The sequence below is a fragment of the Salinibacterium sp. AL4.1 genome (genome assembly GCF_059767305.1).
Window position 1 is genome coordinate 1,291,854 of the sequence record NZ_JBSOQK010000001.1, and the last position, 13,769, is coordinate 1,305,622.

Genomic DNA, 13,769 nt, shown 5'->3' on the forward strand with positions numbered 1-13,769 from the left:
TCCCTCGGGGCAAGCCGAGTGGCCGGGTGGGCGACTATTTGAGCGCGCCCGTTCCCAGCCCGCTGCGCCAGAAGCGCTGCAGGCTGAGGAAAGCAATAATGAGCGGGATGATCGACAGCAGTGCGCCGATGATCACGTACGCCCGGATTTCAGGGATCTGGTTGACCTGGCTGTTCCAGATGTACAAACCGAGGGTCACGGGGAACAGCTTCTCGTCGCGCAGCATGATCAACGGCAAGAAGAAGTTGTTCCAGATCGTGACGAACTGGAAGAGGAAGATGGTGACCATCGCCGGCGTCATGAGTCGGGTGGCCACCGTGAAGAAGGTGCGCACTTCGCCTGAACCGTCGATGCGGGCGGCTTCGACGAGCTCATCGGGCACACTCGAGGTCGCGTAGATGCGGGCCAGGTAGACACCAAACGGGCTCACGATGCTCGGTAGGAACACTGACCAGAAGGTGTTGGTGGCTCCCACTTGGCTGAAGACCAAGAAGAGCGGAAGCGCGAGAGCCGTTGCTGGCACAAGCACGCCACCGAGCACAACGTTGAAAAGAGTTTCGCGGCCACGGAAGTCGTACTTCGCTAGGGCGTAGCCCATCATCGTGGCGAACAGCGTTGCAACCGCGGCACCGGCTCCGGCGTAAAGAATGCTGTTGAGCATCCACTGGAAGAACAGGCCCTCACGGTAGTTCGCCAGGTTGACGATATTTTCGATGAGGTTGAAGTCGGCGAACCACAGCGGTGCACTCGTGGTGAAGTCGCTGCGGTCTTTCGTCGCCGCAACGAAGAGCCACCAGATTGGCACTAAGAAGTAGAAGGTGCAGATGGCCATGACGAGCATGGCACCCGAGCGAGAGAACAGGCTTTCGCGAGGGCCGTGGTTTTTCTTGACGCGAGTTGTCGTGGCACTCATCAGTCAGCCTTTCGCTGGGTGAACTTGAGCACGGTGAACGAGAGCGCAAAGGTGAAGAGCGCGAGCACGACCGAGAAGGCGGCGGCGAGGTTCACGTTCGGCACCGACGCTGTCGAATAGATGAGCAGGTTGGGGGTGAACGTGCTGGTTACGGCCGAAGTGAAGCTCTTGAAGACTTGAGGTTCGGCGAGCAGCTGCAGCGTTCCGATGATCGAGAAGATAGCGGTGAGTGTAATGGCGGGGGTGATCAACGGAATCTTGATCGACCACGCGATGCGAGCCTGCGATGCCCCGTCGAGACGAGCGGCTTCGTAGATTTCACTCGGAATCGCCAGCAGAGCCGAGTAGATGATGATCATGTTGTAGCCCACGAACACCCACGTGACGACGTTGGCGATCGACCACAGCACGAGGTCGGCCCCCAAGAAGTTGATCTCCTTGGTGATCGCCGTGAACGGCGAGAGGTTCGGCGAGTAGAGGAAGCCCCACATGACCGCAGCGATAACACCGGGCACGGCGTAGGGCGCAAAGAACGCGAGGCGGAAGAAGCGCTTGCCCTTGACGAGCGGCGAGTCCAACAGCAATGCCAACAGCAGCGCGAGGCCGAGCATAACCGGCACCTGCACGACACCAAAACCGAGAACTCGAAGAATGGATGACCAGAAAGCGTCGTCTTGGAACACTCGTGCGTACTGCACGAAGCCACCAAACACCTCCGTGGGCTTACCGAACGTTCCTTCACGTTCAACCGTCAGCAGCGACTGATAGATCGCGACCAGGATCGGCACGATGTAGAACAGGGCAAACAGTATCGAGAACGGGGCGATAAAGAACAGCACCGCTCCACGGTTCTTCGTGGCCTTAGTTGCACGGCGAACCTTCTTCGTCACCGCCTTGGTGGGGGTACTGGGCTTGGCAATGTCTGTAGTCATCGCGTTGCTCCTTCTTCGACAGTCAGGCGGATGACGCGAACGCCACCAGCAGGAACAGTCACCGAACCTGTGACCGTGGTTTCCGTCAACAATTCTGCGCCGTCGGCGGGGAAAGAAATTTCATGCGCGCTGTGGTTGATCACAAAGCGGAAGCGATCCGTGTCGTTCGATCGCGTGACGACCTCGACCCCCTCGGGCAGCTCGATCGCTTCGACGCCAGCCTCGTTGAGCGCGCGGCCCATCAAGTCGGCAAAACTCGGGGCGTTGAGCGCGGTAGCCACGTACCACGCCGTTCCCGAACCGAAGCGGTTGCGCGTGACGGCCGGCCCACCAGGAATGGGGCCGGTCGCGAACTCGGCTACGACATCCGCTGTGGTGGGGCGAACGTGCTCGGCCCAGATGCTGGCTTGGCCACCGTCGTTGAGCATGAGGCGCGTTTCGGGCTTCACGGGCATGAACTGTTCGGTCCAGACACCCAACATGTCGCTGAACGCACCGGGAGGGGTCTCGCCCGTTGAGTCGAGGCGGATGCCATCGGTCTCGTCGACGATGCCCGAGAAGAAGGTGACAACCGCGTTGCCACCGCCCGCAACGTAGCCGGCGATGACGGCCGCGCTCGCGTCGTCCACGAGGTAGAGGCTAGGAACGATGACGAGTGCATATTCGGCGAGTGCTGCACCGGGAGCGACAATGTCGACCGTTACGCCGTTCGCGCTGGCAGCGTTGTAGGCGGCGTGCACCTGTTCGAGGTAGCGCACGGCCGACGACGGCTGTGAGTCGCCTTCGGCAGCCCACCACGACTCCCAGCTGAAGACGAGAGCGACGGACGCCTCGACCCGGGTGCCCGCGAGAGGCTCGAGGGAGTGGAGTTTCACACCCAGGTCGAGGGTCTCTCGCCACACAGCAGTGTCAGTACCGGCGTGAGGAAGCAGGGCCGAATGGAACTTCTCGGCACCCTGTCGCGACGCACGCCACTGGAAGAAGCAGACGGTGTCTGCTCCCCGAGCAACGTGCGTCAACGTGTTGCGAAGCATTTCACCCGGCTGCTTGGCCAGGTTGTGGGGCTGCCAGCTCACAGCGCTGCTGGCCTGCTCCATGAGCATCCACGGTGAACCCTGCGCGAGACCGCGCGTGAGGTCGGCGGCGAATGACAGTTCTTTGCTCGGATGCGGCAACCGGTGATCGAGGTAGTGATCGTTGGCAATGACATCCATGTCGCTCGCCCACTGCCAATAGTTCTGGCTGCGAATGTGGGCGGTGACCATGAAGTTTGTCGTGACCGGGATCGGGCTCACTTCGCGCAGCAGGGCCGCTTCGGCGCGGTAGTAGCTGAGCAGCTCGTCAGAGCTGAACCGATTGAAATCGAGGCGCTGTGCCGGGTTGGCCGAGGAGAGCGTGGCGCGGGGAGGAAGAATTTCGTTCCACTCGCTGTAGCGCTGGCTCCAGAATGTGGTGCCCCAGGCGGCGTTGAGAGCGTCGACCGTGCCGTAGCGTGCTTCAAGCCAGTCGCGGAAGGCGGCCGCAGAGGTGTCGCAGTAGCAGTGCGCGTTGTGGCATCCGAGTTCGTTCGAGACGTGCCACATCGCGAGGGCGGGGTGCTCGCTGTAGCGTTCGGCGACCTTCGCAACGAGACCGAGTGCAGCAGTGCGGAACTCGACAGAGCTCGGGCACCATGCTTGGCGGCCACCTTGCCAGCGGCGGGTGCCGTCGGCGGCGGTGGGCAGAATGTCAGGGTGCGCGGTGGTGAGCCACGCGGGCGGCGATGAGGTGCCGGTGCCGAGGTTCACACGGATGCCAGCAGAGTGCAGTAGATCCATGATGGCGTCGAGGCGATCGAAGGCGTACTGTCCCGCTCGCGGCTCAATCTCTGCCCAGCCGAAGATGTTGATGGCAACGAGGGTGACCCCGGCCTCCCGCATGAGGGCAACATCCTGCTGCCACACTTCTTCGGACCACTGCTCGGGGTTGTAGTCACAACCCAGCACGAGGGAATCGGGTGACCAGCTCGCGACGCGATCTGCGCGGGGTGTGGTCACGCGTGCCTCCTTTGGCAATGGATGGGCTGACGAGCAGCAGTTCCACTCACATGTGTTCGATTTCTGTGAGCGTGCACAGATTTCGTTCGGCGAAAACCTGAAGGGGTTTCTGGGAGCGTTCACACACTAAGCGAGCATCGTTCCACGTGTCAAGCATTCGGCGTGTCTGTGAACGTGAACAGTCCCGCGAACATGGGGAAGTGCGAAGCCGGTGGGAGCGCTAGCATGGGGTCATGGCAACCTCTGGGGCACGACCGCGCCGCGCGACAATTTTCGATGTCGCCGCCGAAGCGAATGTCTCTCGCGGCACCGTCTCGCGCATGCTCAACGGTGAACCATATGTTTCAGATTCCGCGCGCGAAGCCATCGAGAAGGCCATCGCCAAGGTCGGGTACGTGCGCAACATGGCGGCCCGCAACCTTGCCACTCAGCGCTCCAAGGCCATCGCGCTCATCGTGCACGAGCCACACTCCGTCTTTCTCGAAGACCCCAACATCGGTGCCATTCTGCTCGGCACCAACGAGCGCCTCTCCGAAGCCGACTACCAACTCGTGTGCTTGATCATCGGTTCCGACCGTGACAGCGCGCGCATTGCCGACTACCTCCGCGGCGGCTTCGTCGACGGCGCCGTGATCGTCTCCGCCCGCGAGCACGACCCCATCGCCGATGCGATCACTCACATCGGGCTCCCCGCCGTCTTCGTCGGTCACCCCATGAGCGCCCCCGATATGCCCTACGTCGGCATCGACAACCGCGGTGCCGCTCGCGACATCACTCGCGAACTTCTCGCCACTGGCCGCAAGAAGATCGGCATGATCGCCGCCGCGCTCGACCGCGACTCCGGTAGCGAACGCCTTGCCGGCTTTCGGGATGCCCTGGGCGACCAGTTCGACGAGAACCTGGTTGTCGACTTTCCGCTCTACTCGCGCGACAGCGGCGTTCAGGGCATGAAGGCCCTTCTCGAACGCGCAGGCGACATTGATGGAGTTTTCGCGGCATCCGATGCCTTGGCTGCCGGCGCTATGGACGTGCTGCGTGAGCAGGGGCGTTCCGTTCCCGGTGACGTCGGCATTGTCGGTTTCGACGATAGCGATTGGGCACTGCGTTGCCAGCCGCAGTTATCGACCGTGCGTCAACCGGCCGATCTCTTGGGGCGCGAAGCGGCCTCGATGGTCCTCGAGCTCGTCAATGGCGTAACGCCAGAAACCCCCGGTCGCATCCTGCCGACCGAGATCAAGCTTCGGGGCTCAGCCTAAAGTTCTGACTTAGCGGCCATCTTGGCGCGCTCTTCGGCCTCGATCTTGGCGTAGCTGCTGCGCTCGGTACGGTCAGAGCGAATAATCGCTGCCATGACGAACCAGAAAATCACGCCAACAGCGATCGTCGGGATGACAGAGAAAATCGCGTTCGACCAGAATTCTTGAGGCACGCTTCTAGCCTAACCGTTGACCAGGGTGACAATGGCGATGAGTACGACAAGTCCCACGAGAGTCACAGTCATGATGAGACGCGATGATTTGCGATCCACTACTGAGCCTTTACTAATACGCCAACGAGGCCGGTAAGAACCATGAAGAGTCCAGCGCCCGCCACGAGTACCCAGAGCGCGATGCGCATGGGGGTGATCGTCGACTTCTTCGGAGCCTCAGTCGCATCCGGCGTCTCAGCCGCATCCGGAGTCTCGTCGGGCACTGGGTCAGTCATTGTCGTGCTTACTTAACCAGCGGGAAGAGGATGGTCTCGCGGATGCCGAGGCCCGTGATGGCCATCAGCAAACGGTCGACACCGACACCGATTCCACCGGTCGGGGGCATGCCGTGCTCGAGAGCGCGGATGAAGTCTTCGTCGAGGCGCATGGCTTCGACATCGCCCTGGCTCGCGAGGAGAGCCTGCTCCACGAAGCGTTCGCGCTGAATAACGGGGTCAACGAGCTCGGAGTAGCCGGTGGCCAGTTCGAAGCCGCGAACGTAGAGGTCCCACTTTTCAACGACACCGTCGATGGTGCGGTGGTCACGCACGAGCGGGCTCGTGTCGACGGGGAAGTCCATGACGAACGTCGGGCGGTCGAGGCCCGGCTTCACGTAGTGCTCCCACAGCTCTTCGACGTACTTGCCGTGGGTGGGCTGAGTGACCTCGATGCCGACGGCATCCGCCAGCACCTTCAGTTCGTCGGCGGACGTCTGCGGCGTGACGCTGAGGCCGGCTGCTTCGTTGAGGGAGTCATACATTGAGATACGAGCCCACTCGCCGCCGAGGTCGTACTCGGTGCCGTCCGAGAGCGTGACGAGCGTCGAGCCGGTGACAGCCACGGCGGAGTTCTGAACGAGCTCCTGCGTGAGGTCAGCCATCTGGTTGTAGTCACCGTAAGCCTGGTACGCCTCGACCATCGCGAATTCGGGCGAATGCGTAGAGTCAGCACCCTCGTTGCGGAAGTTGCGGTTGATCTCGAAGGCACGCTCGATGCCACCGACGACGGCACGCTTCAAGAACAGTTCAGGCGCAATGCGCAGGTACAACTCGGTGTCGAACGCGTTCGAGTGCGTGACGAAGGGGCGAGCGGATGCTCCACCGTGCATCGTCTGCAGCATCGGCGTTTCGACTTCGAGATAGTCGTGCGCGGCGAACGTGGCGCGCAGGCTCGCGTTGACCTTGGCGCGAGCGCGCACCGTGAAACGGGCCTGGTCGCGAACGATGAGGTCGAGGTAGCGGCTACGAACACGCTGTTCGTCGCTCAGCTCGGAATGCAGGTTGGGCAGGGGAAGAACGGCCTTCGACGCAATCTTCCAGTCCTTGACCATGACAGAAAGCTCGCCACGGCGGCTGGAGATAATTTCGCCACTCACGAACAGGTGGTCACCGAGGTCAACAAGTTCTTTCCACAGCGCGAGCGACTCGTCGCCCACTTCGCCGAGAGAAACCATGACCTGAATACGCTGGCCGTCGCCGGACTGCAGCGAGGCGAAGCACAGCTTGCCGGTGTTGCGCAGGTGCACGATGCGACCCGCGAGGCCGACAACGTCGCCGGTGGTCTCATCCGCTTCAAGCGACGGGTACTTCTCGCGCACGGCCGGAATGCTCGTGGTGATAGCGACGCCAACCGGGTACGCCTCAGCGCCCGAATCGATGAGTCGCTGACGCTTCTCTAACCGAACGGCTTTTTGCTCAGAAACTTCAGCCTCAGTGGGCTCGGGGGCGTTAGCAGCGTCATTCACGCCCTCAATCGTAGCCGGGATAGCCGCGCGCTGGGGGCCGGTCAGGTGCTCGCCTCATCCGCCCCTCAGCTCGCGCCCCATCCGCACCTCGCGTCCGCCAGAATGAGAGCATGAAGATTCGTGAGCTTGACTCTGCTGACTCCGAGGCGGCCGCCAATCTATGGGACTCCGCCGGGCTGACACGGCCTTGGAATCCCCCGCAAGCTGACCTCCAGCGAGCTTTCGACGGGCCGACGTCTACGGTGCTCGGCGGATTCGAAGACGCCGACCTCGTCGACAACAAACTCATCGGCACCGTGATGACCGGTCACGACGGTCACCGGGGCTGGGTTTACTACCTCACTGTCGCCGATTCGCACCGCGGCTTAGGACTCGGGCGGCAGCTTATGGAGGCGGCAGAGCACTGGCTCCGCGAGCGCGGTGCCGTAAAGGTGCAGCTCATGGTTCGCTCGAGCAACGAACAGGTGACCGCGTTCTACGATCGGCTCGGGTATGAGAATGCTGACGTTCAGGTGTTGGCGAAACGCTTGGACTAGCCGACGTACAGGGTCGCGTTGTCGATCAAACGGGTCTCCCCCACGCGTGCGGCGACGAGGGCAACAGCCGGCCCACGGTAGCCATCGGGTACCGGCATGAAGGTGTCGGTATCGACGACGGTGAAGTAGTCGAGCTCGACGCCCGACTCCCCCATGAGCGCACCCTGTGCGGCGGCGATCACGGCATCGAGGCCACTGTCGGCGGCCGAGGTCGCCGCATTCAATGCGGTCGACAGAATGGATGCCGCTTCGCGCTGGGGGGCATCCAAGAACTGGTTGCGGCTCGAGAGGGCGAGGCCGTCTTCTTCGCGCACGGTTTCGATGATCTCGAGTTGCACCGGGATGTTGAGGTCGGTGATCATGCGGCGAACGAGAAAGAGCTGCTGGGCATCCTTCTGGCCGAAGGTGACGAACTGCGGGCTCGTGATGGCGAGCAGTTTGGCGACAACCGTGAGCACACCGTCGAAGTGGCCGGGGCGCGTCTTGCCCTCGAACATCGTTCCGATCTGGCCGGCAGCAATCGTGGTGGAGGTCGGCCCCTTCGGGTACATCTCCTCCACACTGGGCGCGAAAACATACGGGACACCCATCTCGCCGAGCATGTCGAGATCTTCATCCATCGTGCGCGGATACTTGTCGAGGTCTTCGCTAGCGCCGAACTGCGTGGGGTTCACGAAGATCGAAACGATGCGCACATCGGCGAGTTCGGCGGCGCGCTCAACGTGAGCGAGGTGACCCTGGTGAAGAGCGCCCAGCGTGGGCGTCAAAGCAATGGTGCGGCCTGCGGCGCGCTCGTGCGCCACCACATCGCGCATTCCCGCGACGGTCTCAATAACTTGCGGGCGGGGGTGTGAACTCACGAGGGGTCCTCCTGTGAATGGGGCCTCGGCTCGGGGTCGAGCAAGGAAACATCGATGCTAGTCGCTGTGGCACGCGCGAGCGCACTCTCTACCGAGGAGCGCAGTAGCGGTCCCAAAACGCGAGAGGGAGCATCCACCCCCACGCTAGCGAGCAAATCTATGGATTGACCGACGATGGCCGCCGAGAAGCTCGTCGCGGTGCTCACCGCTTCGGCCCACGCCGCGCGCTCGCTTTCGGCGATCACGAGCGGCTCGGCGCCCATCTCGACGACAAGCGCTTGGGCGATCGGCAACACCGGGGTGGGCGCGCTGACGGCGCAATAGGTTTCGTGCAGGCGGGTGAGGTCGAGGCTCGTTCCCGTAAACACCATGGCCGGATACACGGCGAGCGGAATTGCCCCGGCTTTCAGCGCGGGCGTCAAGGCTTCAAAACCGAGCCCGGGTGCGGTGTGCAGCACGAGTTGCCCCGGCTGCCAGACCCCAGCGTCGGCGAGGCCCTGCGCGAAGGATTCAATTTCGCTCTCGGGAATCGCCAGAATCACGAGTTCGCTGCGCTCGACGAGAGTCGGAATGTCGAGCACGGGAACCTCAGGAAGAATCGCGCTCGCCCGCTCCAAGTTTCGTTCCGACGTGGCGGCGATACCGACAATCGCATGGCCGGCACCCGCGAGCGCAGCGCCCAGAATCGGGCCCACTTTACCCGCGCCAATAATGCCGATGCCGAGCCGGCCTGCTGGATGAGCCATTACGCGGGGTCCTCCGGGGGTGCAAGGTTCTCGAGAGCTGTGGGAGTCGCTGGAGTCGCAGTCGCCGGGTGCACCTCGGCCGCTGCCTGGGTCTCAGGCGGGGTCCCGGCTTCAGGCGTTTCGGTCACTGAGGCGCCGTCAGATACGGCTGCAGCGCTGCGCCAGCGGTGGCTCGTGTCGACACCGGCCGCGTTGACCGCAGCGTGCGCAACCTCGTCGAAGAAGCGCACAACATCGGTGCGATCCATGGCACCGATCGTGGCTGAAATAGGGCCAGCGACGGTGTGAATACGCAGCTCCGCGAGGCGCAAACGACGCAGCAATGGGCCCTCGTTCATGCTGACGCTCTGCATGCGCGCTTGCGGCACCAGCACGAGCGAACGCCAGATTGCCCCCTTGCGCAGCGCCACAGCATCCGAAATCAGGACGAAGCCGTTGCGACGCCATGAGAACCAGCGCAGGATGGCCGCGCGCTTGGGCGAGGTGACGTAGGCATCGTCGTGGGCTCCGGCAGCAAGACCGCACTCGAGCAGCTCTCGCGACTTTTCATCGGCGAGACTCGGCAGCACCAGCTGCAACACCCGGTGCACATCGTTCATGTCGCCCACGGGCAAGAGTGTTGTCTTGGCGGTCGCAGCGCTCGAACTCGCCGCTTGGGAGGCGGTGTTGATCTTGATTTCCCACCAACCGGCAGCGCGCCACAACAGCGGTTGCGACACCTCGACGGCGTGAATACGGCCGGGCGGCAGCGTCTCGTTAGTTGTCGACAACAGGCCGTAGCCGACTCGGATGCCGTCAGCCGTTGATGCGATGGAGTACCGAAGCGACCGCGTGAGCCTAGAGCCGAGGTAACCGGCGAGCCCCAGGAAACCGGGAAGAATAATGAAGATCCACCCAAAATCGCCCGTAGTCACGACCGTGGTGACGATGCCGATGGCCGCCAGAACGGCAAACACTGTCGGTCCGCTCAGCAGTAGCGATCCGATCAATCGCGGAATACTGATGCGCACGATCGACTCGGGCGGTGCCGTGTTCGGGTCGAGCTCGGGGGCCAAAAGTTCGTTGACCCGGGATTCGACGAGCCCGCCGACGCCCGCAAGGCCAGCCGGCTGGGCGGATGTCGCTGCGGCCGCTTCCGCTGCCCGCGTGCCCGAGGCAAGCTGCAGGATGGCGATGCGCAAGTCATCCGCGCCAGTCGATCCCAGATAAGCCAGTTCAACATTCGCGTCTTGACCGGCCACGTTGACTTCGAGCTTGGCGGCGCCGAAGAGTCGAGCCAGGAACGGGCGCGAGATGTTGATGCCCTGGATGCGGTCGAGACGTCCGCGACGGTTGGTGCGGAACACGATGCCGCTGCGCACCTCAACGAGTTCATCGGTGATGCGGAAGGTGTGCATCCGCCACGACAGGTAGAAGCCGCCGACGCTCAGCAGCAGAATGACGACGACGGCGAGAATCGCCAAGAGCACGAGGCTTGACTCGGCGAACCGTTCAAGGAACTGCAGTTCCCGGCTACCGCCACCGAAGATGGTGTCGAGAAAAACGTCTCGGGCGTTCACAACGATGACACCGATGATCGCCACGAACGCGATGCCGCCGCGCAAGAACGGCGTCGCCGGGTGCAGCCGGTGCCACTCGCCATCGGCAAGACGACGAGTGCTCTCGGGAACCGTCAGTGCCACGGCGGGGGCGGGGGCGGGCTCGTCAACAGAATCGGCGACGTTCACGCTCGCCGGTTCGACAACACTCGGGGGTTGAAGAGGGGCAGCGGGCTCAGGCGGAAGGACGGGCTCGACGGCATCGCCGGGTTCGCGTGGATCGCTCACAGTCCGGCCCTACGGCTTTCGGCCAGGGCGACGAGCGTGTCTCTCAACTCCTCAGCATCCTGCTCGAGCAGGCCAGGAATAACGACTCCGGTGGATGCCGCTGCCGTCACAAACTTGAGTTCGCTGAGGCCGACGGCGCGATCGAGGGGTCCGCGGTTGATGTCCACGAGCTGCATGCGGCCATAGGGCACAGCAACCACGCGGCGGAACATCAATCCGCGACGAAAGACGAGGTCATCCTCTCGCAGTATGTAGCCGATCGCGCGCACTCGACGGGGCGTAAGGAGGATGTTGATGACGAAGATGATGCCCAGCGATACAGGAATGGGCGCCAGCCAGCTGCTATCGATGAAATAGATCAGAACCGAGAGGCCGACAGTGAGAACGACGCCTATGATGAGCAGCCCGCCTACCTCGACGAAGGCGTACTTGCGGGACACTCCGCGCCACTCGGCGTCGGGAAGATCGAGTCGCTCAGTCACGCTACTCCTTGGGGGTCCGTCGCACGCTGCGATGACGGGTCGTCATCGTCAGGCGGCAGGGTGCACAAACGTTCCGCGACCAGCCCTGCGATCAGCAAGACTACCGCGCCGCCCGAAACTACGAAGCTTGTGGCCACGGTTCCGCTGCTCGGTGTAATAGTGCGGCTCAGCAGGTAGAACGCGATCGCGAGAGTGGCCCCGCCCAAGAGCGCACCCGCGAAGCTCGACGCTTTTGCGAGCACCACGACCCGGAGAGCGAAGAAGGGATTCACGCGTTCTTTGCGCAGGCCGCGCGAAGAACGATAGATCGGCACCGCCAACACCACGACGATCACGGCGATAAGAAAGAGCGAAACGGCCAGCGCAATCGACGGCAACACGATCGGGTTTCCGGATGCCGTGAGCAGAACTTCAAGCAGCCAGCCGACGGCGGCGCCCGCGGCCGCAATCGTCACCAGATGCAACGCAGAGGTGCGGGCTACCACAGAGGTGCCGCCTCAAACTCAGTGGCATCGTTCTCGATCGCGCTCAAGCATTCGGCAGCAGCTCCGACTCCGGCGAGATTCGCCTGCGGGTCGAGTTGCAGCAGGGGCACAAGAACGAAGGCGCGCTCAGCGGCACGCGGATGCGGGATCGTCAGCAGTTCGTCATCCACCTGGAGATGAGCGAACGAGATGATGTCGATGTCGAGGGTGCGGTCGCCCCAGCGCTCGTCGCGCACGCGACCGTTGTCGGCTTCGATGCGCTGCAGTTCAGTGAGCAGGGCGTGGGGCTCCAGCGCGCTGCGGGCAGACACGACCGCGTTGAGATATGCCGGGGCCGAGTGGTCGATGCCGGACAGTTTCAACGCCGGCGTCTGCACGATGCTCGAGGCGGCATCCACGGTCACGCCCTCGGTGGCGTTGATCGCATGAACGGCGTCGCGCAGGGTAGTTTCGCGGTCGCCGAGATTGCTGCCGAGCGCGAGCATCACGGGAAGTTCGACGCGCAGTCGTTGTTGGCGAATCATGAGAGCGGCTGCGGCGCTGCGCTAAAGCCCGCGGTCTGCGCGCGAGCTGCACGGTGGCGCGTGATCGTGACGGCCACATCGGCGAAGGGTACGGTGATGGGCGCTTCGGGCTTGTGCAGGGTGATCTTGGTACTCACGGCGGCGTCGTGGGCGAGCACGACGGCGGCGATGCGCTCGGCCACCGTTTCGATGAGGTCAACGGGGTTGCTTTCGACCGCGGCAACGATCTCTTCGGCCAGTTCGCCGTAGTGGATGGTGCGGGCCAGGTCATCGGTGCTGGCGGCGGCGGCAAAGTCGAGGTACACGGTCGCGTCAATCACGAAGGTTTGACCGTCGCGACGTTCGTGGTCGAAGACGCCGTGGAAGGCGGTGGCGCGCAGGCCGGTGAGGGTGATTTCGTCCAGTGCGGGATTCATCGTTTCTTGCCCTTCTGCATGGCGCGATACACGGAGAGTGCGATCTGGGTCGAGGGAACGTCATGCACACGAACGGCCCACACTCCTGCTTCGGCCGCAACATTGCTGATGACAGCGGTGGCCAAATCTCGATCGGCGGGCGGCGCATCGGTCGGCAACATCGACGCGAGAAATCTTTTGCGTGAAGCCCCAATGAGCACCGGATGCCCCAAAGACGTCAGCTCGTCGATCCGCCCCAACAGCGCCCAGTTGTGACGCGACTTCTTCGCGAAGCCGAGACCCGGGTCGAGCACCACCCGATTGGGCTTCACTCCCCACACCATCATCTCGGCCAACCGCGCCTTCAGCTCGCTGCGCACGTCGGCGACCACGTCGTCATACTGCGTCAGTTGGTCCATCTCGGTGCTGTGCCCTCGCCAGTGCATGGCAATGTAAATCAAGTCTGTTTCGGCCACGATCCGATACATCTCGGGGTCGGCTAACCCGCCTGAGACATCGTTGATGATGGATGCTCCCGCCTTCGCCGCAGCGAGTGCAGTTTCGGCATTCATCGTGTCGATGCTCACGGTTACGCCCTCTGCCGTGAGCGCCTCAATCACCGGGATTACCCGCTGCTGCTCAAGCGCGGGCGACACCCGTTCGGCGCCAGGGCGGGTCGATTCTCCGCCGACATCGACGACATCCGCGCCGTTGTTGCGCAGCTCGATTCCGCGCGCGATGGCGGCGTCAACGTGCTCGAACTGTCCGCCGTCGCTAAAGGAATCGGGCGTGACGTTGAGAATGCCCATGATCTGGGGAACG

General features: G+C 63.0%; 16 protein-coding genes. 2 read left to right on the forward strand and 14 right to left on the reverse strand.

Features of this window, described 5'->3' with window-relative positions; genetic code table 11:
• Positions 1-34: 34 nt before the first annotated feature.
• From ACWTV3_RS06370 to ACWTV3_RS06380, 3 genes are read right to left on the reverse strand one after another with little or no spacing between them, the layout of a single operon-like run.
• Complete coding sequence (locus ACWTV3_RS06370) at positions 35-913, reverse strand: carbohydrate ABC transporter permease (RefSeq protein WP_498477338.1); 879 nt, start codon at positions 911-913, stop codon at positions 35-37.
• A complete protein-coding gene (locus tag ACWTV3_RS06375; protein WP_498477339.1) occupies positions 913-1,845 on the reverse strand; it encodes a carbohydrate ABC transporter permease in 933 nt (310 codons plus the stop codon). Before ACWTV3_RS06375 ends, ACWTV3_RS06370 begins: the two co-directional genes overlap by 1 nt.
• Complete coding sequence (locus ACWTV3_RS06380; protein ID WP_498477340.1) at positions 1,842-3,881, reverse strand: beta-galactosidase; 2,040 nt, start codon at positions 3,879-3,881, stop codon at positions 1,842-1,844. Before ACWTV3_RS06380 ends, ACWTV3_RS06375 begins: the two co-directional genes overlap by 4 nt.
• A gap of 233 nt (positions 3,882-4,114) precedes the next feature.
• Between ACWTV3_RS06380 and ACWTV3_RS06385 the strand changes: the two genes are divergently transcribed.
• Complete coding sequence (locus ACWTV3_RS06385) at positions 4,115-5,137, forward strand: LacI family DNA-binding transcriptional regulator (RefSeq protein WP_498477341.1); 1,023 nt, start codon at positions 4,115-4,117, stop codon at positions 5,135-5,137.
• On the opposite strand, the gene ACWTV3_RS06390 is transcribed toward ACWTV3_RS06385, so the two are convergent.
• From ACWTV3_RS06390 to lysS, 3 genes are all read right to left on the reverse strand, one after another.
• Positions 5,134-5,310 carry a hypothetical protein gene (locus ACWTV3_RS06390; protein ID WP_169925791.1) on the reverse strand — a complete coding sequence of 59 codons (177 nt, stop codon included), beginning with the start codon at positions 5,308-5,310 and terminating at the stop codon, positions 5,134-5,136. The two genes, ACWTV3_RS06385 and ACWTV3_RS06390, sit on opposite strands and share 4 nt — an antisense overlap.
• A gap of 98 nt (positions 5,311-5,408) precedes the next feature.
• Entirely contained in the window at positions 5,409-5,585 is a 177-nt protein-coding gene (locus ACWTV3_RS06395; protein ID WP_498477342.1) for a hypothetical protein, read from the reverse strand.
• An 8-nt stretch (positions 5,586-5,593) separates the two neighbouring features.
• Positions 5,594-7,093: a lysine--tRNA ligase gene (gene lysS, locus ACWTV3_RS06400; protein ID WP_498477343.1), complete on the reverse strand. Its 1,500-nt coding sequence runs from the start codon at positions 7,091-7,093 to the stop codon at positions 5,594-5,596.
• A gap of 110 nt (positions 7,094-7,203) precedes the next feature.
• Between lysS and ACWTV3_RS06405 the strand changes: the two genes are divergently transcribed.
• A complete protein-coding gene (locus ACWTV3_RS06405; RefSeq protein ID WP_498477344.1) occupies positions 7,204-7,629 on the forward strand; it encodes a GNAT family acetyltransferase in 426 nt (141 codons plus the stop codon).
• On the opposite strand, the gene panC is transcribed toward ACWTV3_RS06405, so the two are convergent.
• The 8 genes from panC to folP are packed head-to-tail and all read right to left on the reverse strand — an operon-like array spanning position 7,626 to position 13,756.
• Positions 7,626-8,489, reverse strand: coding sequence for a pantoate--beta-alanine ligase (panC, locus tag ACWTV3_RS06410; protein WP_498477345.1), 864 nt, complete (start codon positions 8,487-8,489; stop codon positions 7,626-7,628). The genes ACWTV3_RS06405 and panC overlap by 4 nt on opposite strands.
• Complete coding sequence (locus ACWTV3_RS06415; protein ID WP_498477346.1) at positions 8,486-9,235, reverse strand: Rossmann-like and DUF2520 domain-containing protein; 750 nt, start codon at positions 9,233-9,235, stop codon at positions 8,486-8,488. The genes panC and ACWTV3_RS06415 overlap by 4 nt, the downstream gene beginning before the upstream one ends.
• Positions 9,235-11,061, reverse strand: a complete 1,827-nt coding sequence (locus ACWTV3_RS06420) for a PH domain-containing protein (RefSeq protein WP_498477347.1) — start codon at positions 11,059-11,061, stop codon at positions 9,235-9,237. Before ACWTV3_RS06420 ends, ACWTV3_RS06415 begins: the two co-directional genes overlap by 1 nt.
• Entirely contained in the window at positions 11,058-11,543 is a 486-nt protein-coding gene (locus ACWTV3_RS06425) for a PH domain-containing protein (protein WP_498477348.1), read from the reverse strand. Before ACWTV3_RS06425 ends, ACWTV3_RS06420 begins: the two co-directional genes overlap by 4 nt.
• Positions 11,540-12,028, reverse strand: coding sequence for a DUF3180 domain-containing protein (locus ACWTV3_RS06430; protein ID WP_498477349.1), 489 nt, complete (start codon positions 12,026-12,028; stop codon positions 11,540-11,542). The genes ACWTV3_RS06425 and ACWTV3_RS06430 overlap by 4 nt, the downstream gene beginning before the upstream one ends.
• Complete coding sequence (folK, locus tag ACWTV3_RS06435; RefSeq protein WP_498477350.1) at positions 12,022-12,552, reverse strand: 2-amino-4-hydroxy-6-hydroxymethyldihydropteridine diphosphokinase; 531 nt, start codon at positions 12,550-12,552, stop codon at positions 12,022-12,024. The genes ACWTV3_RS06430 and folK overlap by 7 nt, the downstream gene beginning before the upstream one ends.
• Positions 12,549-12,968 carry a dihydroneopterin aldolase gene (gene folB, locus ACWTV3_RS06440; RefSeq protein ID WP_498477351.1) on the reverse strand — a complete coding sequence of 140 codons (420 nt, stop codon included), beginning with the start codon at positions 12,966-12,968 and terminating at the stop codon, positions 12,549-12,551. Before folB ends, folK begins: the two co-directional genes overlap by 4 nt.
• Positions 12,965-13,756, reverse strand: coding sequence for a dihydropteroate synthase (gene folP, locus ACWTV3_RS06445; protein ID WP_498477945.1), 792 nt, complete (start codon positions 13,754-13,756; stop codon positions 12,965-12,967). Before folP ends, folB begins: the two co-directional genes overlap by 4 nt.
• Positions 13,757-13,769 lie beyond the last annotated feature (13 nt).